The organism is Lactococcus sp. NH2-7C (genome assembly GCF_029953655.1).
Lineage (GTDB): Bacteria > Bacillota > Bacilli > Lactobacillales > Streptococcaceae > Lactococcus > Lactococcus lactis.
The window spans coordinates 409,189-427,023 of sequence record NZ_CP124538.1 but is presented as its reverse complement, the minus strand read 5'-3'; the positions used below and the strand labels follow the sequence as shown (position 1 = coordinate 427,023).

At 33.7% G+C, this 17,835-nt stretch carries 27 protein-coding genes and 1 other RNA gene; 19 read left to right on the top strand and 9 right to left on the bottom strand.

The window, feature by feature from the left end; genetic code table 11:
- Positions 1-7: 7 nt before the first annotated feature.
- The 4 genes from deoC (at position 8) to QJV49_RS02095 (ending at position 3,256) form a co-directional block, all read left to right on the top strand.
- The gene (gene deoC, locus QJV49_RS02110; protein ID WP_225512914.1) at positions 8-670 is read left to right on the top strand and encodes a deoxyribose-phosphate aldolase; all 663 of its coding nucleotides are present in this window, start codon (positions 8-10) and stop codon (positions 668-670) included.
- Positions 657-1,049, top strand: coding sequence for a cytidine deaminase (locus tag QJV49_RS02105; protein WP_225512915.1), 393 nt, complete (start codon positions 657-659; stop codon positions 1,047-1,049). Before deoC ends, QJV49_RS02105 begins: the two co-directional genes overlap by 14 nt.
- A 257-nt stretch (positions 1,050-1,306) precedes the next feature.
- Positions 1,307-2,359 carry a BMP family protein gene (locus QJV49_RS02100; protein ID WP_225512916.1) on the top strand — a complete coding sequence of 351 codons (1,053 nt, stop codon included), beginning with the start codon at positions 1,307-1,309 and terminating at the stop codon, positions 2,357-2,359.
- 189 nt (positions 2,360-2,548) lie between these two features.
- Complete coding sequence (locus QJV49_RS02095) at positions 2,549-3,256, top strand: GntR family transcriptional regulator (protein WP_225512917.1); 708 nt, start codon at positions 2,549-2,551, stop codon at positions 3,254-3,256.
- A 7-nt stretch (positions 3,257-3,263) separates the two neighbouring features.
- On the opposite strand, the gene QJV49_RS02090 is transcribed toward QJV49_RS02095, so the two are convergent.
- The 3 genes from QJV49_RS02090 to QJV49_RS02080 all read right to left on the bottom strand — a co-directional run bounded on the left by QJV49_RS02090 (position 3,264) and on the right by QJV49_RS02080 (position 6,057).
- A complete protein-coding gene (locus tag QJV49_RS02090; RefSeq protein WP_225512918.1) occupies positions 3,264-3,704 on the bottom strand; it encodes a DUF4395 domain-containing protein in 441 nt (146 codons plus the stop codon).
- 99 nt (positions 3,705-3,803) lie between these two features.
- Positions 3,804-5,357: a cell wall metabolism sensor histidine kinase WalK gene (locus QJV49_RS02085; protein ID WP_225512919.1), complete on the bottom strand. Its 1,554-nt coding sequence runs from the start codon at positions 5,355-5,357 to the stop codon at positions 3,804-3,806.
- The gene (locus QJV49_RS02080) at positions 5,347-6,057 is read right to left on the bottom strand and encodes a response regulator transcription factor (RefSeq protein WP_225512920.1); all 711 of its coding nucleotides are present in this window, start codon (positions 6,055-6,057) and stop codon (positions 5,347-5,349) included. The genes QJV49_RS02085 and QJV49_RS02080 overlap by 11 nt, the downstream gene beginning before the upstream one ends.
- Before the next feature lie 183 nt (positions 6,058-6,240).
- On the opposite strand from QJV49_RS02080, the gene QJV49_RS02075 reads away from it, so the two are divergent.
- Together QJV49_RS02075 and ssrA are read left to right on the top strand one after the other, a co-directional pair.
- Positions 6,241-6,576, top strand: coding sequence for a putative DNA-binding protein (locus QJV49_RS02075; protein ID WP_225512921.1), 336 nt, complete (start codon positions 6,241-6,243; stop codon positions 6,574-6,576).
- Positions 6,577-6,774: 198 nt separating this feature from the next.
- Positions 6,775-7,133, top strand: a transfer-messenger RNA (tmRNA) gene (gene ssrA / locus QJV49_RS02070).
- Positions 7,134-7,278: 145 nt separating this feature from the next.
- Here the strand turns inward: ssrA and QJV49_RS02065 are convergent.
- The 6 genes from QJV49_RS02065 to QJV49_RS02040 all read right to left on the bottom strand — a co-directional run bounded on the left by QJV49_RS02065 (position 7,279) and on the right by QJV49_RS02040 (position 11,694).
- Entirely contained in the window at positions 7,279-8,358 is a 1,080-nt protein-coding gene (locus tag QJV49_RS02065; protein ID WP_225512922.1) for a site-specific integrase, read from the bottom strand.
- A gap of 121 nt (positions 8,359-8,479) precedes the next feature.
- A complete protein-coding gene (locus QJV49_RS02060; protein ID WP_225512923.1) occupies positions 8,480-9,283 on the bottom strand; it encodes an Ltp family lipoprotein in 804 nt (267 codons plus the stop codon).
- A gap of 62 nt (positions 9,284-9,345) precedes the next feature.
- Positions 9,346-9,720: a PH domain-containing protein gene (locus tag QJV49_RS02055; protein ID WP_012898051.1), complete on the bottom strand. Its 375-nt coding sequence runs from the start codon at positions 9,718-9,720 to the stop codon at positions 9,346-9,348.
- A 47-nt stretch (positions 9,721-9,767) separates the two neighbouring features.
- Complete coding sequence (locus QJV49_RS02050) at positions 9,768-10,355, bottom strand: hypothetical protein (RefSeq protein WP_225512924.1); 588 nt, start codon at positions 10,353-10,355, stop codon at positions 9,768-9,770.
- A gap of 9 nt (positions 10,356-10,364) precedes the next feature.
- A complete protein-coding gene (locus QJV49_RS02045) occupies positions 10,365-10,883 on the bottom strand; it encodes a helix-turn-helix domain-containing protein (protein ID WP_225512925.1) in 519 nt (172 codons plus the stop codon).
- 385 nt (positions 10,884-11,268) lie between these two features.
- Positions 11,269-11,694 carry a hypothetical protein gene (locus QJV49_RS02040; RefSeq protein WP_225512926.1) on the bottom strand — a complete coding sequence of 142 codons (426 nt, stop codon included), beginning with the start codon at positions 11,692-11,694 and terminating at the stop codon, positions 11,269-11,271.
- 153 nt (positions 11,695-11,847) lie between these two features.
- On the opposite strand from QJV49_RS02040, the gene QJV49_RS02035 reads away from it, so the two are divergent.
- The 13 genes from QJV49_RS02035 to QJV49_RS01975 all read left to right on the top strand — a co-directional run bounded on the left by QJV49_RS02035 (position 11,848) and on the right by QJV49_RS01975 (position 17,833).
- Positions 11,848-12,096 carry a helix-turn-helix domain-containing protein gene (locus QJV49_RS02035; RefSeq protein WP_021468383.1) on the top strand — a complete coding sequence of 83 codons (249 nt, stop codon included), beginning with the start codon at positions 11,848-11,850 and terminating at the stop codon, positions 12,094-12,096.
- 15 nt (positions 12,097-12,111) lie between these two features.
- Entirely contained in the window at positions 12,112-12,915 is an 804-nt protein-coding gene (locus tag QJV49_RS02030; protein ID WP_225512927.1) for a phage antirepressor KilAC domain-containing protein, read from the top strand.
- A gap of 12 nt (positions 12,916-12,927) precedes the next feature.
- Positions 12,928-13,218: a phage protein gene (locus QJV49_RS02025; RefSeq protein WP_023188819.1), complete on the top strand. Its 291-nt coding sequence runs from the start codon at positions 12,928-12,930 to the stop codon at positions 13,216-13,218.
- A gap of 64 nt (positions 13,219-13,282) precedes the next feature.
- Positions 13,283-13,510 carry a hypothetical protein gene (locus QJV49_RS02020; RefSeq protein ID WP_225512928.1) on the top strand — a complete coding sequence of 76 codons (228 nt, stop codon included), beginning with the start codon at positions 13,283-13,285 and terminating at the stop codon, positions 13,508-13,510.
- Positions 13,507-13,683 (top strand): putative transcriptional regulator, encoded by a 177-nt coding sequence (locus QJV49_RS02015; protein WP_032943269.1) that lies wholly within the window; start codon positions 13,507-13,509, stop codon positions 13,681-13,683. Before QJV49_RS02020 ends, QJV49_RS02015 begins: the two co-directional genes overlap by 4 nt.
- 98 nt (positions 13,684-13,781) lie before the next feature.
- Positions 13,782-14,000 carry a helix-turn-helix transcriptional regulator gene (locus QJV49_RS02010; protein ID WP_225512929.1) on the top strand — a complete coding sequence of 73 codons (219 nt, stop codon included), beginning with the start codon at positions 13,782-13,784 and terminating at the stop codon, positions 13,998-14,000.
- Between the two features lie 16 nt (positions 14,001-14,016).
- Complete coding sequence (locus tag QJV49_RS02005) at positions 14,017-14,274, top strand: hypothetical protein (RefSeq protein ID WP_225512930.1); 258 nt, start codon at positions 14,017-14,019, stop codon at positions 14,272-14,274.
- Positions 14,275-14,276: 2 nt separating this feature from the next.
- Positions 14,277-15,083 (top strand): recombinase RecT, encoded by an 807-nt coding sequence (locus QJV49_RS02000; protein WP_225512931.1) that lies wholly within the window; start codon positions 14,277-14,279, stop codon positions 15,081-15,083.
- Positions 15,083-15,859 (top strand): PD-(D/E)XK nuclease-like domain-containing protein, encoded by a 777-nt coding sequence (locus QJV49_RS01995; protein WP_225512932.1) that lies wholly within the window; start codon positions 15,083-15,085, stop codon positions 15,857-15,859. Before QJV49_RS02000 ends, QJV49_RS01995 begins: the two co-directional genes overlap by 1 nt.
- Before the next feature lie 227 nt (positions 15,860-16,086).
- Positions 16,087-16,413: an HNH endonuclease gene (locus tag QJV49_RS01990; protein WP_167593159.1), complete on the top strand. Its 327-nt coding sequence runs from the start codon at positions 16,087-16,089 to the stop codon at positions 16,411-16,413.
- Positions 16,413-17,213: a helix-turn-helix domain-containing protein gene (locus QJV49_RS01985; RefSeq protein ID WP_281449155.1), complete on the top strand. Its 801-nt coding sequence runs from the start codon at positions 16,413-16,415 to the stop codon at positions 17,211-17,213. The genes QJV49_RS01990 and QJV49_RS01985 overlap by 1 nt, the downstream gene beginning before the upstream one ends.
- The gene (locus QJV49_RS01980) at positions 17,197-17,478 is read left to right on the top strand and encodes a hypothetical protein (protein ID WP_281449154.1); all 282 of its coding nucleotides are present in this window, start codon (positions 17,197-17,199) and stop codon (positions 17,476-17,478) included. Before QJV49_RS01985 ends, QJV49_RS01980 begins: the two co-directional genes overlap by 17 nt.
- Positions 17,459-17,833 (top strand): DUF1064 domain-containing protein, encoded by a 375-nt coding sequence (locus QJV49_RS01975; protein ID WP_225513177.1) that lies wholly within the window; start codon positions 17,459-17,461, stop codon positions 17,831-17,833. The genes QJV49_RS01980 and QJV49_RS01975 overlap by 20 nt, the downstream gene beginning before the upstream one ends.
- Positions 17,834-17,835 lie beyond the last annotated feature (2 nt).

Below are 17,835 nucleotides of genomic sequence, written 5' to 3'. Positions count from 1 at the left end.
ACATAAAATGCAAATTAATAAATATATTGACCATACTATTCTTAAAGCCGATGCCTCAAAATCTAAAGTTCAACAAATTATTGATGAAGCAAAAAAATATGATTTCATGAGTGTTTGTATTAACCCAACATGGGTAAATTATGCCAGTCAAGAACTTAAAGATTCCGACGTTAAAGTATGTACAGTTATTGGTTTTCCTTTAGGGGCCAATACTTCTGAAGTCAAAGCATTTGAAGCTAAAAACGCCATTGAAAATGGTGCTGATGAAATTGACATGGTCATTAATATTGGTGCAGCGAAATCTGAGGCTTGGGATCTTGTTGAGTCAGATATTGCAGCTGTCAATGCAGTAAAAGGTGATAAACTTCTTAAAGTTATCATTGAAACAAGTCTTTTGACTGACGATGAAAAGATTAAAGCTTGCCAAATTGCTAAAGCAGTTGGTGCTGATTTTGTCAAAACTTCAACAGGTTTCTCAACGGGTGGAGCAACTGTCCATGATGTAAAATTAATGCGTCAAACCGTTGGCCCAGATATGGGGGTTAAGGCTTCTGGTGGGGTTCATAATCTTGAAGAAGCAAAAGCAATGATTGATGCGGGTGCAACGCGTCTTGGTGTTTCAGCAGGTGTTGCAATTATGGAAGGTTTGACTTCAAATGACAGCTACTAAAGAAATGATTATAGCCGCCCGCGAAGCGGCGGGTTTGGCTTACGTTCCTTACTCTCATTTTCCTGTTGGAGCAGCTTTTCATACCACTCAGGGACAAATTATCACAGGTTGTAATATTGAGAATGCTAGTTTTGGGCTCTCTAATTGTGCTGAACGGACAGCTATTTTTAAAGCTATTTCAGAAGGTGTGAAAGATTTCGATGCTCTTTATGTGTTCGGAGAAACAGAAGAACCAATTAGCCCTTGTGGTGCTTGTAGACAAGTTATAGCAGAATTCTGTCCAGCAGATATGCCAGTTTTTCTGATTTCTAAAAATGATAATGTTAAAGAAACTTCAGTTGAGGAACTTTTGCCATATTCTTTCAAAAATCTTGATTAAAATAAAATTGATATGCTATCAAAAGGTAGCATATTAATTTGTAACTAAAGTAAGCGCTTTAACTCTTTTCTTTTAAAAATGTAAAAATGGTAATTACTGACAAATATGAATAATTCTTAGTAATTGATAGGTTATTTCCGAACATTTAATGAGAAAAAGGGATATTCAGCTTATTTGGACTTGCAAAAAGACTAAATATATCTTAAAATAGTCTTAAGCTATATTTAGCCAAACAAAATTCGGAGGATACCCTTTCCATGAAAAAACGTGTAATCGCAGTTAGTGCTCTCGCACTTGCATCAGTCGCAGTCCTTGCAGGATGCCGTTCACATGACGCAGCCGGTTCAGGTAAAGCAAAAACTGACCTCAAAGCAGCAATCGTCACCGATACTGGTGGTGTAAATGACCGTTCATTTAACCAATCAGCTTGGGAAGGTCTTCAAAGCTGGGGGAAAGAAAATAACCTGAAAAAAGGTACAGGATACACTTATTTCCAATCTAACTCTGCTTCAGATTATACAACTAACTATAACTCTGCGGAACAACAAGGCTACAAACTTTTGTTTGGTATCGGATTCTCTTTACAAGATGCAACATCAGCTGCAGCAAAAAACAATCCTAAATCTAACTTTGTAATCGTTGACTCAGTCATCAAGGACCAAAAAAATGTAGCATCAGCAACATTTGCGGATAACGAAAGTGCCTATCTTGCTGGTGTAGCTGCTGCAAAAGCAACTAAGACTAACAAAATTGGTTTCATCGGTGGAATGCAATCAGATGTTATTACACGTTTTGAAAAAGGTTATGAAGCTGGAGCTAAATCTGTAAACCCAGATATTAAAGTTGATGTTCAATATGCGGGATCTTTCTCTGACGCGGCCAAAGGTAAAACAATTGCTGCAGCTATGTACGGTGCTGGCGATGATGTGGTTTATCAATGTGCTGGTGGTGTAGGAACTGGTGTATTCAGTGAAGCTAAAGCATTAAACTCAACTAAGAATGAAGCTGATAAAGTTTGGGTTATCGGTGTTGACCAAGACCAAGAATATCTTGGAAAATACAAATCTAAAGACGGCAAAGATTCTAACTTTGTACTTGTATCAACAATCAAGGAAGTAGGGAATGTTGTAAAAGATATTGCTGACAAGACTAAAGATGGTAAATTCCCTGGTGGAACAATCGTTACTTATGACCTTAAAAATGGTGGGGTTAACTTAGGACTTGACAGTGCAAATTCAGAAATCAAAGATGCTGTTGCTAAAGCAAAAACAGATATTATTGATGGAAAAATTACTGTTCCTTCAAAATAATTAAAGACTGATCAAAAATAAAAAAGAGTTAGTTATTAACTAATTCTTTTTTGATACCATAACACTCAATAGGATATAAGATTTGCGATTATTTTAAATGTTCTTTATTTGTAAGTTAAGTGAACTATGATATAATGGTAGACAGATATTAAAGTGGTATATATTGTTATTATTTAGTTAGGGGGAACTATGGCAAGAAAATCAGTACCAAATTATGTAAAAATACATGATGCCTTAAAAGATGAAGTTGAAAAAGGCATCTGGAAAATTGGACAACGTCTTCCAAGTGAGCGTGATTTGGCAGAGCGTTTTGCTGTTAGTCGAATGACGGCTAGACAAGCTGTGACAGCTTTGGTTGATGAAGGAATCCTTGACCGTCGTGTGGGTTCTGGAACTTACGTTGCTAGCCGACGTGTTCGTGAAAGAATGCGTGGAACAACTTCCTTTACAGAAATTATTAGTTCACAAGGTAAAGTTCCCTCAACAGAAGTTTTAAGCTATATTAGAACTGCACCTAACGAGGTTGAATGTGAAAAGCTAAATATTACCAAAAAGGATTCAATTATCCGAATGGAGCGGATTCGTTATGCGGATAATATCCCGATTTGTTATGAGGTGGCAAGTATTCCCTTCAAATTGGTCAAGTCTTTTGATAAAAAAGAAATCACGAGTAATTTTTTTAAAACTTTGGAAAGTCACGGATATGTGATTGGGCGTAGTGAACAGATTGTTTCAGCTAAAAGAGTGAGTACAGAGGTTTCAGAGTATTTAAAAACAAGAGTTGGAGCTGCTATTCTTGGTTTAACACAGGTTTCTTATTTAATAGATGGTACAGCCTTTGAATATGTTTTGTCTCAATACGTTGGTGACCGGTTTGAGTTTTATTTGGAAAGATAAAAAGGACTTAGTGAAGTCCTTTTTTTACTTGCCGACGATATTTGTACTGACGAAGTTGAAAATGAATCCAACATCCTATACAAAAACCACTTAAAGCAATAGAAGCGGCTAGAAAAACAAAAGCTGCAAAGATTATTGCTAAGATAGGATGATTAGTGATTGAGGAAATCAAACTAGCACTTAATAGAACAGTAGCAATAATTTGATTGAAACGAAGGTCTGATTTATCTTCGAGCACGTATTCTGAAGCTTTCTTTTTTAGAAATCTTTTGGCGATTAAAATGATAAAGTTTTTCTCAAAAAGAATGCCAGAAAGTCCAGCGAGAATAGGAAGCAAAAGGATCCAATAAAACTGAGTCACAACTGCTACAATAATACTAAGAACAATGAAAGTTTGATTAGTACGCACGAGTGGGCGGGGAATGCCCAGAGAAGTATTTTTAGCCATAAAAACTCTCCAATCTTGATAAATTGATTTTATACTAATTGGAGAGTTTTGGTTATAAGATTATTTTAACATGATAAGTAAATTTGCTGAAGGCTTCAATTAAAGGTTAACGGTGAAAGTTGTTCCTTTTCCAAGAATCGATACAACGTCGATTGTCCCATGGAGCTCTTGAACATTTTTCTCTACGATAGCAAGCCCTAAACCTGTTCCACTAACTTCTGCACGACTTTCATCAACTCGGTAGAAACGGTCGAAAATTCGCTCTTTTTGAATTTCACTAAGACCAGGACCATTGTCGGTCACACTGAAGATGACTTTATTTTGTTCAAGATGTAAGCTGACAAAAATTTGTCCATTTGCTGGAGTGTATTTAATTGCATTTTCAATCAAATTCTCAAAAATACTGTGAACCATTGGTTCATTGGTTTTAAAAGTGATTTCTTCAATTTGAGATTCTAAATGAAGTGATTTTTCATTAATTTGTGGTCCTGAGCTTTGGAGAATATTTTGTATCAAAGCGGTAAGATTAATTTTCTTTTTATCAATTCGATGATTTTGTTTGGTCAAAAGCAGCGTGTCCTGAACTAAATTCATCAGGCGTGAACTTTCTTTATTGATAATAGATGCGAAATTTTTTGTGTCGGAACTTGAAATTGAATCTGTTTCAAGAAGTTCTGCAAAGCCTTTGATAGAAGCAAGGGGAGTTTTTAATTCATGAGAAACGTTAGCAATAAAAGCATTATGAGCATCAACTGTTCGACGATAAGAGCTAACATCCATCATTGTTACCATAAATCGACTATCTAAATCAGGTAAAGGAGTGATACGGACTTGATAATAAGCTCCAAGTTTTTCAAAATAGAAAAGTTTTTCTTGAATATCAGGATGTAAAATTTTATCAACAAGAAAATTTAAGAAATCAGCATAGGGGCTGAAAATATCTAGATTTTCAGTATCTGAAAATTCATTTTTGAAAGAAGCATTGGTACGACGGATTTGTCCTTTATTATTATAAATGAAAATTGGAAATTGGAAAAATTCAATAAATTCGTAGAGATTTTCTTTCTTTTCAGTATGAGAGAGTGCTTGTTTTTGAATTTTTTCGCCCAGTTTATTGAGCTCAGTTGTAATTTTATCGTCGTTCTCATTCATCAAATAACTTTGAGTTAATGGACTGCGTTCAATATTTTTAATTTTAGCAACAGTATTTTCCCGAAAAACGTAGGCTCTCTGAGCAGAACGTAAAACTTGGATGGCAACAGCTAAATAAAATAAAATTGCAAAAATGATAATGGCAAAATCTGTAAAGAAAGTCGAAGTACGATTTTCTGTAACCTTTAGATAGCCGTTAATTTGTCCCTCCCTAAATATAGGACTGGTCACGGTTATTTCTTGAGAATCCAAACTACGTGCGTAAGTAGCACCTTTTTTTATTTTTTTAGTATCCGAATTTACTGTATTCTTTGGCAGATGTTCGAAATTATCTGGCAGAGGATTATCAGGATGTTTTTCTAAAAAGAGTTGTATTTTATCTATTGTTTTTAATACTCGATTTGTATCATTTTCTAAGATATTTTGGTTCGATAGAATCACCAGACTTAAGGTCGCAATAATATAGAGGACCGTCATAATCATGATGTGTTTAAGTTTCATTTTCTTCAAAATAGTATCCGAATCCTCGTTTTGTTTTGATATAATGATTATTTAATTTTTTACGAATTTTAGAAATGAGCACATCAATAGTGCGGGTTTCAGCAGTGTCTGAAATTCCCCAAAAATGTTGTAGGAGTTCTTCACGACTGACAATTTTTCCCTCTCTTTTAGCTAAGAGCTCAAGAATTTCAAATTCTCGTTTAGTTAAATCTAAAACTTTTTCGTCAAAAGTGACTTCTTTTTTTATAAAATCAATGACCAATCTGTCAGTAACTAATGATGAAAGACTCTCATCTAAAGATTCACTGACAGTTTCGGATGGTGCTTGGTTATACATTTGATTTCTGCGAATGAGCGCATCGGCTCTGACAATGATTTCTTTCATTGGAGTCGTTTTATCTAAATACTCATCAGAACCTGCTGACAGCCCTGTCAGTTTCATTTCATCATCATCTCGAGCAGTTAAAATTAAAATTGGTGTAAAATTACCTTCTTTACGAAGTTTTTGGGTGACTTCAATTCCGGAATATTCGGGCATCATTAAATCAAGAAGAAGTAAATCAAAAGGATTTTTACGAGCTTTGTCATAAGCTTTTTTCCCGTCTGATACAATAGTTACTTCGTAATCATTTTGCCGAAAATTATAAGATAAAAGGGTCAAAATTGCCCGATCATCATCAGCAATTAAAATTTTTTTCATACTTTTAATTATAACGAAAACAAGGAGTTTTGTATAGAATAAATTATTATTTTTAGCTAAAAAAATAATGGATATTTCGACTTTGATAAAGATAAAAAAATTACATTTTATTGTTTTTAATCGTCAATTAGAAAATAATGAATAAACATAAAAAATGATATATATTTTGTTATAATAGAGCTTATGGAAATCGAAAAAACGAATCGAATGAATACTCTTTTTGAGTTTTATGCGACACTCTTGACTGATAAACAAATGAATTACATTGAACTTTATTATGCTGATGATTATAGTTTGGCAGAGATTGCTGAAGAGTTTAATATCAGTCGTCAAGCTGTCTATGACAATATCAAAAGAACAGAAAAAGTACTTGAAAGCTACGAAGAAAAATTACATCTTTTTAGTAATTATGTGGTTCGTAATCAATTATTAGAAGAGCTGATGAAAAAATATTCTACTGACCAATATTTAATCGCTAAATTACAAGAAATTCAACAAATTGATGAAGAAGAGTTTTAAAGAATTTACTGACAGAAATTTTTTTATTACTGACAGCTTTGAATCAAATGATAAATGAGTCTGTCAGCTCACCATTTTTATATAAAAAAACATCCATTAATGAAATTTTACTGACAGAAAAGTTAAAATATGCTATAATTAGACTTCAAGGTTCAAAGAATTACTGACAGCATAATCAGTAACTCTCTCCTTAAATTTGGGGGCGTTACGGATTCGACAGGCATTGTCGCGCATGAACTGCAACTGCTGAGGGATCAGGAAAATCATCCGCAGATAAATATAACTGCTAAAAATAATACACAAACTTACGCAATGGCAGCCTAAACAGCACCATGCGTGCCTGATTTTTGCTCACTGATGGCAATTTGATGGCCTAAACTTTTAGTCAGATACGTTGTTGTGGAGGCTTGACGCAGCAAAAGAGATTTAAAGCCCCGCAAAATGTCGCTGTTTGAGACTGGCTTTGGCATTTTGTTAAATTTGAGAAAGTCCTATGGTTGTAGACGTTGATGTAGCAAGGTGTTTGGACAGGGGTTCGACTCCCCTCGCCTCCATTGAATGGATTTTATAGAATCCTATAGCATTATAAATCGCTCAACAGAGCGGTTTTTTTTTTGTAATCCGATATGATACGATATAATCTGATAAAAGGGAGGGAGAAAAAGAGGGAGAAAAAATAAAAAACCAGCATTAATATACTGGTTAAAAATCAATATAATCTGAAAATTGTTGACCAATTTTATCTTTTGCAAATTTAGTAATATGAGTATAAATGTTCATTGTTGTTTTTAAATCTGCATGCCCTAGGCGATATTGGACTTGTTTTAAACTCATGCCAGATTCAAAAAGTAAGCTTGCATGAGTATGTCTAAATGCATGAATTCTGATTGGTTCAATGTCTTTTTCTTTGGTTATCTCTAAAAGCCATTTTCTAGGTTTTGAAGGTGATAGCATCCCTCCATTTTCAGATTCAAAAATTCGTGTGGATTCAGGATAGGTTTGGTGCAATTCATCAAGGATTTTACAAGTTTTTTCATCAAGGCTTAACAATCTGTTTGAATTAGCTTTAGGGGGAAGTATTTCATATCCTACAGGAGAATGAGAAATAGCCTTGTTGATATCAAGAGTTGATTTTCTATAATCTTTCCATTCAAGAGCGAGAAGTTCACCTTTACGAATTCCAGTAAAAGCAAGGATACGAAATAAAGCTATTTTCTTAATGTCATTCGTTTTTTCTACTAAATCCATAAAATATCTTAATTCATCGGTATCATAAAAATCTTTCTTTTCTTCAACTTTTTTCTTAATACCTTGAGACGTCACAGGAAGCGCTGGATTGGCTTGTATGTAACTTAGCAGAGCAGCGTGATTAAATACCTTGCGAACCATTCCGAATAGTTTACGAGCAAATTTAAGCTTCTCAGATAAATCATTTCTAAAGTTTTGTAACTCCATGGGTGTAAAATCTGATAGTTTTGTGCTTCCTATGACGGGTAAGACATGTTTTTCAAATGCTCTAGTAGTTTTGTAGTAAGTGCTGTTCTGTACTTCCTTTTCATAAACCAATAACCATTCATCATAAAGTTCTTTAAACGTCATAGCACTTTTTGGCGTAGGATTGTCAATTTCTTCTTGGATATTATGCAAAGCAGCTCGGGCATCAGCTTTGGTTTTAAAGCCACTTTTTTCAGCATACTGGCTTTTACCATTCTTTTTCCCAATATAAGCTTTGAATTTATAAGCAGTAGTGCCATTTTTCTTTTTATATGCTTTTATTTCCAAAGTTGCTTTTTATACCTCATTTCTGATAAAATGGTATAGTAAAAAGCTTGTTAAAAGCTTTTGTACTACTTTATAGTTTAAATCCGCCCTAGCCGTCCAAAGTTTGGGTGGATTTTTTATTTTATGCTGGAAGATTATTTACTGCATATTGTGCTTCCTCAGCAGTGAATTTTTCACCATAAGATGAAGTGAGCTGATCATAAATAGAATCTTTTGACATTGCCATTTGAGATTGATAAGACTTTGCCTTTTCTAAAGCATTTTTATTGTAATCTGCATTTAGGTTATCTACTGCGTATTGAGCAGCTTCAGCTGAAAATCCTTCTCCCATATCGGAGGTTAGTTGGTCGTATATTCCCGCCTTAGACATATGCATCATATTGGAATAAGATTGTGCTTTTTTTAGAGCATTTTTATATTCAATAGGAGTAGCGGCTTCTTTTGCCTTAGCATCAGCTTCGGCTTTTGCCTTAGCATCAGCATCGGCTTTAGCCTTAGCTTCTGCGTCAGCTTTTGCTTTTGCATCGGCTTCTTTTTTCTTAATTACTTCAGGATTCTGTTTGATAGTAATTTCTTTAGTGGTTTTACCACCACCATTTTTTGCAGTTATTTCAACTATATCTTGATCATTTACTTCGTCTAGTTCATATTTTAAAGTAAAATTACCATCTTTATCAGAGGTCACTTTATCACCTATAATACCATATCCAATTTGTACTTTGGTATTTGGTGTTGTTTTACCAGTAATTTCAGCAGTTTTTGAACTATCTGCGACAACAGACTCAGGAATTTCAAGCGTAGGTTTATTACTTGATTCGGTTGTGCTTTTTTCGCTATTCTTTGACCCCGAATTACTACCCGGAGAACATGCAGCTAATGAAATAGCAGTAAACATAGTTACTCCAATAAGTGCTATTTTTTTCATAATGTTTATGTTCCTAATCTAGCTTTTTATGAGAATCAAGACATTGCTCGTAGTTTTACTTTTTATAGAATTTTCTCTGAGATTATTTTTGCAATTTCTGATACATTCGCACGAGTTGAGAATTCAAGTTTAACTTTTCCAAGACCAGAGAACCATAATTCAAGTTCACTATCCAGATCAAAAGTTCCAGCAGTTTCGATTGAGAAACTTTGAATTTTTGAATAAGGAAGAGAAGTAAAGTCTTTTTTCTTTCCTGTAATTCCTTGAACATTAATTGCAATGATACGGTGTGTTGTAAAAACAACGCCATCTCGAATTCCTTTGTAAGTTCCTAAAATTGATTCTCCGGTTACAAATATTGGTGAGATAAGGTTTGTAAAAGCATTGTTGTCTACTGGGTTCAGTTTAATGAAACTAGCATTGTTAAAATCTATCATTTATTTTACTCCTTACCAGTTTAGTGATGGCGCACATTATTTATATATTAATCAGCTCCCAATAATTGCTGAAACTCTATTTCTGCCATATTATAGAAATTATGGCTTAGATGATAACGATCCAGAAATTGATAAATATTAACAGATTCAATTACATCAAAATAACTAATGTAATCTACGATATAATCATGCATTTCTTGCTTATTTATACTAACTTTTATTTCATCTTCAAATATTTCAGTGATAGCTTCATGCAGCTCTAAATATTCATTTTTGATGATTGACTCAGCCAATTCAAAAGGTGCATCTGTTGTATTCACAAACACATTGAAATATTCATAGCTTCCCCCATTGGCTTCAAATATTTCCCAAAGCAGAAGAATCGCTTCGTGGTTTGCTCTAACTTCTTGTGGATTGATTGCATCAAAATATTTTCCACGATGGTTATCTTTATTAATGATATGAATCAATTCATGAGCAACTTCGAAAGGAGTTGCTTCATCAGAATTATAAATCATTACCCTAGCATCAACATTAACAACTGCCAGTAGTGGCATAGATTTAATATCACATATTTTGAATCCACATTTTTCAATTTCTTTAAGGAGATATTCTAAAAGCTCCTGTTTGCTCATAGAAACCTCCTATTTGTCTTCTAGCTCTTTTCCTAGAGCTTTTTTCATAGCTTCTTTTACTTCATCAGTTAGAGGTCTGCCATCAAATGAAACCCACTTGTCCCAATCAACTTTATTATCATCCACTAAATCTGCAAGGTCAAATTTTTCTTGATCGTTTTTAATAGAAACAATTTTAGATTTCTGTTCTTCTTGCTCTTCCAATTGAGAAGAAGCAGTATCAAGAACTATTTTTTGACGAGGTTCGTCAAGTTCAGAGCTAATTTGATTTATTTTATCCAGAATCGTAATTGACTGTTCTGATAAATTTTCATTCATTAATTTACTTAATGGAATAGAAAATATTTTTGCGATGTCATTTAAGACACCCGCTTTTGGCGTGTACTTGCCTTTTTCCCATTCACTTACAGATGAAGAACTTTTTCGCCCAAGTAAATTAGCAAGTTCTAATTGCTCCATATTATTTTTTTGTCTAAGATATTTTAAATTGATAGCAAAATAATTTTCATTACTATTATTCTTTTTCATAGATATATAATAACACATATTTCGGTAAAAGTGAAATATATTTCTTGTTTTTTATATTATTTTTCGGTTTTTGTGAATTTTACTCTTGACTTCGGAAAAACCGAAGTGTATAATTAACTCATAAAGTCAAACAAGCGAACAATCATGGAGCATTCAGTACGGCAGACGGAACAGGCTCAAATGACGGTACACGACGTATCCACCGCGACGTAAGTAGCAAGTTTGGCAAATAAAAAGCCCCAGAGGGGCAAAGGAAATTAAATGATTGATAAACTTCTGGAATGGTTTTGTTATTTCACGGACTTTTTAATGAATTATGAAGAAGAACATCCATATAAGTTTTCATTAATAATATCTGTAATATCAAGCCTAGTTACTAATTTAATTATTTTAGTATTTGTTTGGTTACTATCCATGTAATTATTAATGCGAGGATAGTGGTAGCTATAGATACCCCGATTGGAGTAAGTATGCTTTTCATCCAAAATGATTTTCGATCTTCTACTAACCTAATTTTATGATCTTGAAGAACTCTTTTTCCTTTTCCTGATATTTTGTATTCACCAGTGTAATTATTAGAAGGATGAAAAGAGGTATCCAGTTTCGAAAGAGGAATAATGTAGCCAGCTTTACTTTTTAGTGGTCTACCTTGAATATCTTGGCGCTGTTCACTTCTTGAAAGTAGCATAAGTCTTTCATCAAGGCTTTCAATGTTTGGAAAATGTTCTCTTATTTTATCTTTATGAATGTTTGGATTGTTTTTGATAAATTCAATGATATCATAGTCTAATTTTTCTAATTGTTCGTTCATAAAACCTCCAATATAATTTTAGTTTAGTCACTTACATTATAGCACGGAGTTATGATATCACTCACAATGAGCAGGGGAGACTGGCGAACAGGTTCGATTCCTGAACTTCCCTTACTGCGTATGCAGAAATTTTAAACACAGAAAGGAGCCAGTATGGCAACAGCAATTACAGATTTAAGAAAACTAAATCGTTTATCGCAAAGTCAACTCGCAGAAAAGGCAGGATTGACTCAGAAAACAATCGGTAACTATGAAAAAGATATTAGCTTTATCCGAAATGCTCAATACAAAAATATTGAAAAAGTAGCAAAAGCATTAGGAGTATCTGTTGATATTATTTTTTTAGAAGACACTTCGGTTTTTCTGAAACGGATTAATCAACAAAATACAAAAGTAAGCTAAGAAAGGATTTAGGAAATGAACAAATTACAAAATTTCACAAATGGAATTTTCAATCTTGATGTTAAAGTCGAGGGAGAAGAAGTTCTATTTAGTGCAGAACAAGTCGCAAAATCGTTAGGTTTAACTCAAAAGCAAAATAAGAGCGGAAAAATTTACGAGAGTATTCGCTGGGAAACTATTAATAAATATCTTCCCCAACTTTCTGGGGAAATTGAAAAAGGCTCATTTATCAGTGAACCTATGGTTTACAAACTTGCATTCAAAGCAAACAATGCTGTATCTGAAAAATTCACAGATTGGCTGGCTGTTGAAGTCCTTCCGACAATCCGTAAGCATGGAGCGTATATGACTAATGAAGTCATTGAAAAAACTTTAACAAGTCCAGACTTCATTATTCAGCTTGCCACTAAACTCAAAGACGAGCAAGAAGCACGTCTTGAACTTGAAAAAGAAAATAGTCATCTCAGTCTTGATCTTGCTGAAGCAACTGAAAAGACTCGATACCTTGATTTGATTCTTGATAGTCCAGACGAATTAATTGTAAAACAAATTGCTCAGGATTATGGAATCAGTGCTGTTAAGTTTAATCAAATTTTGAATAAACTACGAATTCAATATAAGCAAAATAATCAATGGATTCTTTATTCAAAATTTCAAGGTAAAGGGTATATCAAGAGCCGTACATTTAATTATATCGGTTCTGACAAAAAGCAACACACACGAATCAATACTTGCTGGACTCAAAAAGGTAGAGAATTCTTATATCGCAAGCTTAAAAAAGCTGGATATCTGCCAGTAGTTGAGCAAGATCTTGCTTAGAAAGGAAAATTCATGTTTGAAGAAATGATTCAAAAGCTGAGAGATTCAGTTAGAGGAATTGTTTTAGATTCCATGCATGACTATATCTCCAATGATGGAAAATATCCTCTTGCTTTAACTCAAAAACAAGTTATGGAGCTGATTGGGTGTAAGGATGAAAGCACATTCTCAATTTCATTTAAAGAACATTTGAAATTTGCTGAAATGAATTACGGGAAATCAGGGACAAAATGGTCAAGAGATTTAGTTATTGAATGGTTCAAAGAACCACGAAATTTGCAATTGCAAAGACGAGGTAAATAATATGGCCTCCACATACAAAATTAATTAATTAAATGCGGCGCTCCGCTAGAAAAGATTAAAAACTATGTTTGGATTTAAAACAGAAGAAGAAAAAGCTAAGTTAGCTGATTATGACAGACTTTTAGCTGAAAATAAAGATTTGCTAGCTCATGATAAAGCGATGGAAGAAAATCGCAATGAGTGGATGGATTACGCTAAAACCATTGAGGCTAAACTTGAATCAGCCGAAACAGAATTAATTATTCGTCGAAAGAATGATGAATTTCGTCAAAAGTTGGCGGTGATGAAATGAAAAATCAAGTAAAAACAATTAATCATCTTGGACAAGTAGTTTATCAAGAGTCAGTGGAATTTTATAAAGAAAAACTCTCAGTTTACTCAAAAGATTTCCTTCAAAATTCGCTCATCCCTCAGCTTTATGAATGGTCAAATGCATATAAAGCAGCGGTTGAACTGACAAAATAAAAAAGCCCTGCATGGCACGCAGAGCAAGTAGGAAATTCGCCAAAACTTCTACTTAAATTATACCACGAATGCCTAGAAATTTGAAATGGAGAATTTAAATGGACAAAGAAAATATGATAAGTCAGAAATTAAGAACCTTACTGGCAGAAAAAAATATGAGAGCTTTAAATCTAGCTAAAGAAACTGGTATTGCACAATCAACTCTTTCTAATATTACTAGTGGGAAAAGTAAAAGCATCCAGTTTGATACTATCGAAAAAATTTGTATTGGTTTAGATATACAACCAAGCGAACTATTCGCTAAATGTAAAAAATAAGAAACGGAGAATTTAAATGAGCGTCGAAAAGAAATTAAAAGGTAAATTCAAGCCAAAACAGTCAGGAACTGCAAAAGATTTTGCTCTTTATCTTATCGGAAATGGCTATTCTTTTTCATACAAAGAAAATGAAAAAACTGGTGATATCACAATTGATATAAATTTTGAATATGATGCATTGTTTGAAGATGCTAAACAAGCATTCGACAGCATGGAAGAAAAAAATAATCCTCAAATGTCAATTTTTGAAGAAGAAAATTATAGTAGGAGATAAAAATGTCAAATCAAATCACTAAAACACAACAAACTCTTAAAAGTCCAGAGGTAAAAAAGAAGTTTGAAGAAGTGCTAGGCAAAAAAACGGAAGGCTTCGTTGCAAGTTTACTATCAGTAGTTGGTAATTCTAATTTAAAAAATGCTGATGCAAATAGTGTTATGACTGCAGCAATGAAAGCAGCTACTCTTGATTTACCAATTGAACCAAGTCTTGGATTTGCTTATGTAATTCCTTATGGGAGAGAAGCACAATTTCAAATTGGATATAAAGGGTTTATTCAATTAGCTTTACGAAGTGGCCAATTGACTGGTCTTAACTGTGGAATTGTATATGAAAGTCAATTTGTAAGCTATGACCCACTTTTTGAAGAATTAGAACTTGATTTTAGTCAGCAAGCAAGCGGAGATGCAGTTGGATATTTCGCAAGTATGAAATTAGCTAATGGATTTAAAAAAGTTACTTACTGGTCAAAAGAGCAAGTCTTGGCACACAAGAAAAAATTTGTCAAATCAGCTAATGGTCCGTGGCGCGACCACTTTGATGCAATGGCTCAAAAAACAGTTTTAAAAGCCATGCTTACTAAATATGCTCCAGCATCTATTGAATCAAAAATGATTCAAACGGCAATCACAGAAGATGATAGTGAGCGTTTTGAAAATGCTAAAGATGTTACGCCAGATGAGCCAGTTATTTCAATTGATGAATCAGTTACTTCCGAAGTTTCACATAACGAATCTTCTACAGAAAGTCAGGAACAAATTCCGGAAGATGAAGTGGAAGAATTGTTCCCAATTGGTAAAAGCTGATGAATAAAAGATTAAGTTTTTCAAGTTTAAAAGCATTTTCTGATTGCGAAGCCGAAGCTGTTGCAGTTATGGCTGGAGAATGGGATAGCCAAGCCACTTTTTCTCCATCGACAATTGAAGCTATGAATGCTGGAAGCTATGTTCATAAATATTTCGAAAGTAATAAGGCTTTAGAGGAGTTTAAGTTAGAGCATGAATCAGATATGTTCACTAAAAAAGGAAGTCTGAAGTCTCAATTTCAAATTGCTGAGAAAATGGTTCAAACGCTTGATAATGATCCGTTGTTTAAAACAATCTACCAAGGAGTTAAAGAACTTGAAATATTCGGGAAAATTCAAGGAATAGAATTTCATGGATTCCTAGATTGTTTGAATCTAGAGCGAAATATATTTATTGATATCAAAACAATCAGAGGTTCTATCAGAGATAAAGAATGGTCAGAAACTGAATACCGAAGAGTGAGCTGGATTAAAGCAAGAAAATATTTATGGCAAATGGCTATCTATCAAGAAATACTAAGACAGTCCGACGATGAAAAAATTGGAAAGAACATTAGTCCAGTTATTTATGCGGTAACTAAAGAAACTTTTCCTGATAGTGCTGGAATTACTATTCCACAAGAATGGTTAGATGATTCGCTTGATGAGGTTTGCGAATTTACTGATAAATATATTGAAGTATTGAATGGAAGAGTTCCAGTAAGATGCGAACAATGTAACTATTGCAAAGCAACAAAACGAAATATTCAAACAATTTCGTACTCAGATTTAATTTAAACCTATGAGCAAACTGCAGTCCTCACTAATCCTGAGCAGTAGAATTAGAAATAATTCAACTTTAAGCAAGGCTACCTTGGGCGGTAGTTTCGTATTTAGTCAAAGCTGGAGGGTGGCGTAACGAGCCGTAAAGTCAATGAGTATTTAGTGTTTACACATAACCACTCATCGCCAGCTTTTAATTTGAAATGAAAACTTGAAATAAATATAGAAGAAAGGAAGAACACATGGAATTTGAAACGTGGAAAAAAATTGAGTTTATTAACTCTCCAAAAATTGTTGGTATTCCAGTAGGTGAATATGAGATTAGCAGCCATGGAAATTTGAGACAAGTTATAAGTGATAATATTCGCAAGAAAGTAAAAATAAATACCACATCAGACCAGCGGCCAAGATATGGTTTTACACTCGATAACGGAAAACGAGTAATGCCATTTATACATCAATTGGTAGCACAATCATTCATTCCAAACCCTGAAGGACTGCCAAACGTTAAACATATTGATGGTAATAAATCAAATAATTATGTTGGAAATCTAAGGTGGTCGAAGTGATGGAACAAAGCACAAAGTTTTTTAACCAAATACCAGTACCAATTATTGAAGCTGATGATTTAAATGATTTTGAAAAACTTCTTTTTAGTGAAATTTATACAATGGCTAATTCTTTTGGAAGTATCTTTCCTTCAAATGCTTATCTTGCCAAAAGATACGGCAAGACAAAAGGAACAGTTTCAGCTAATCTGAAGCGTCTTGAAGAAAAAGGATACATCAAATTAGAATATGAGTTTGAAAATGGAGAAGTTAAAAAGAGATATATTTATCCCTATGTTGATAAATCGGTAGGGGGTATACCGAAGAATCCGCATACCCCTACCGAACAATCATTAGAGGGTATACCGAAGAATCGTAAGTATAATATATCATCTAATAAATCAATTAATAGATCAAATAATAATATATCGGACAAGTCCGATAAAGAGTCTGATTTAGAAACTAGATTTAATAATCTTTGGAAAATATATCCTAACAAAAAAGGAAAACCGAAAGCTCTATTAGCTTATAAAAGAGCTGTAAAATCTGGAACGACAGACGAAGAGATAAAAACGGGTCTTGAAAACTATTTATCAGAAATACGAATCAAAAATACCCAACAGAACTATATAAAACATGGTAGCACATGGTTTAACGGCAAAGGTTGGGAAGATGACTATGATTTAACACCTATTCAAGGATTTAAAAATAGCAAAGTTATCAAACCTGCTCCTAACTGGTCTAATCAAAGATTTGAAAAAGACGAAGAAACGCTGACAGCGGAAGAATTCGAGGAATATATGAATGGCTTGGACTCTTAAAAAACGTGCTCTTGATGAGGGGCTATCAGAGTATTTTCGTAGCTTTATTCCTGGGATTACCCATAAACAATACTGCAGATATGTTGAAAAAGCTTATGAAGAGGAAATAGTATTAAGTCCTATCACTTTTATCGCAATAGTTAAAGGTATTGACAATGAAAAAGCAACCGAAATATTTTTTGAAAAAAATAAAGAACTGACAAATTCAGGAGTAATTCCTGCAATTGCTAGATTTGGAGAAGCAAGTGAAATTCCAGCAAACTAAAAATTCAAAATATGGAGCAAAGAAAACAACGGTAGATGGCATTGTATTTGATAGCAAAGCTGAATCGATCTACTATTTGCAACATAAAAATGATGAACGGATGACCATGCAAGAGAAGTTTGTTCTCATGGATAAATTCAGATTGAACGGAAAACTTTATAGAGAAATAGCTTATAAAGCGGACTTTGTTTTCAGAAATGAAGCTAACGAGATTATCAAAGTTGTTGATGTAAAAGGCATGGTCCTACCTGAATTTAAAATGAAAGCAAAATTATTTGCTAACAGATATGGAATTCCGATAACAATTGCTAAGAAAGTAGCAAGAATGAATATGTTCGAGGAGAGCGAGATATGAGG

What these genes read in the sequence shown, in the direction of transcription:
- QJV49_RS02035 (WP_021468383.1), top strand. Translation starts at nt 11,848, where the DNA reads ATGGCAACAGCAATTACAGATTTAAGAAAACTAAATCGTTTATCGCAA.
- QJV49_RS02000 (WP_225512931.1), top strand. Translation starts at nt 14,277, where the DNA reads ATGTCAAATCAAATCACTAAAACACAACAAACTCTTAAAAGTCCAGAG.
- QJV49_RS02080 (WP_225512920.1), bottom strand. Translation starts at nt 6,057, where the DNA reads ATGAAAAAAATTTTAATTGCTGATGATGATCGGGCAATTTTGACCCTT.
- QJV49_RS02085 (WP_225512919.1), bottom strand. Translation starts at nt 5,357, where the DNA reads ATGAAACTTAAACACATCATGATTATGACGGTCCTCTATATTATTGCG.
- QJV49_RS02095 (WP_225512917.1), top strand. Translation starts at nt 2,549, where the DNA reads ATGGCAAGAAAATCAGTACCAAATTATGTAAAAATACATGATGCCTTA.
- deoC (WP_225512914.1), top strand. Translation starts at nt 8, where the DNA reads ATGCAAATTAATAAATATATTGACCATACTATTCTTAAAGCCGATGCC.
- QJV49_RS02050 (WP_225512924.1), bottom strand. Translation starts at nt 10,355, where the DNA reads ATGAGCAAACAGGAGCTTTTAGAATATCTCCTTAAAGAAATTGAAAAA.
- QJV49_RS01995 (WP_225512932.1), top strand. Translation starts at nt 15,083, where the DNA reads ATGAATAAAAGATTAAGTTTTTCAAGTTTAAAAGCATTTTCTGATTGC.
- QJV49_RS02030 (WP_225512927.1), top strand. Translation starts at nt 12,112, where the DNA reads ATGAACAAATTACAAAATTTCACAAATGGAATTTTCAATCTTGATGTT.
- QJV49_RS02010 (WP_225512929.1), top strand. Translation starts at nt 13,782, where the DNA reads ATGGACAAAGAAAATATGATAAGTCAGAAATTAAGAACCTTACTGGCA.
- QJV49_RS02090 (WP_225512918.1), bottom strand. Translation starts at nt 3,704, where the DNA reads ATGGCTAAAAATACTTCTCTGGGCATTCCCCGCCCACTCGTGCGTACT.
- QJV49_RS02045 (WP_225512925.1), bottom strand. Translation starts at nt 10,883, where the DNA reads ATGAAAAAGAATAATAGTAATGAAAATTATTTTGCTATCAATTTAAAA.
- QJV49_RS02005 (WP_225512930.1), top strand. Translation starts at nt 14,017, where the DNA reads ATGAGCGTCGAAAAGAAATTAAAAGGTAAATTCAAGCCAAAACAGTCA.
- QJV49_RS02020 (WP_225512928.1), top strand. Translation starts at nt 13,283, where the DNA reads ATGTTTGGATTTAAAACAGAAGAAGAAAAAGCTAAGTTAGCTGATTAT.
- QJV49_RS02105 (WP_225512915.1), top strand. Translation starts at nt 657, where the DNA reads ATGACAGCTACTAAAGAAATGATTATAGCCGCCCGCGAAGCGGCGGGT.
- QJV49_RS02040 (WP_225512926.1), bottom strand. Translation starts at nt 11,694, where the DNA reads ATGAACGAACAATTAGAAAAATTAGACTATGATATCATTGAATTTATC.
- QJV49_RS02075 (WP_225512921.1), top strand. Translation starts at nt 6,241, where the DNA reads ATGGAAATCGAAAAAACGAATCGAATGAATACTCTTTTTGAGTTTTAT.
- QJV49_RS02060 (WP_225512923.1), bottom strand. Translation starts at nt 9,283, where the DNA reads ATGAAAAAAATAGCACTTATTGGAGTAACTATGTTTACTGCTATTTCA.
- QJV49_RS01990 (WP_167593159.1), top strand. Translation starts at nt 16,087, where the DNA reads ATGGAATTTGAAACGTGGAAAAAAATTGAGTTTATTAACTCTCCAAAA.
- QJV49_RS01985 (WP_281449155.1), top strand. Translation starts at nt 16,413, where the DNA reads ATGGAACAAAGCACAAAGTTTTTTAACCAAATACCAGTACCAATTATT.
- QJV49_RS02100 (WP_225512916.1), top strand. Translation starts at nt 1,307, where the DNA reads ATGAAAAAACGTGTAATCGCAGTTAGTGCTCTCGCACTTGCATCAGTC.
- QJV49_RS02025 (WP_023188819.1), top strand. Translation starts at nt 12,928, where the DNA reads ATGTTTGAAGAAATGATTCAAAAGCTGAGAGATTCAGTTAGAGGAATT.
- QJV49_RS02055 (WP_012898051.1), bottom strand. Translation starts at nt 9,720, where the DNA reads ATGATAGATTTTAACAATGCTAGTTTCATTAAACTGAACCCAGTAGAC.
- QJV49_RS02015 (WP_032943269.1), top strand. Translation starts at nt 13,507, where the DNA reads ATGAAAAATCAAGTAAAAACAATTAATCATCTTGGACAAGTAGTTTAT.
- QJV49_RS01980 (WP_281449154.1), top strand. Translation starts at nt 17,197, where the DNA reads ATGGCTTGGACTCTTAAAAAACGTGCTCTTGATGAGGGGCTATCAGAG.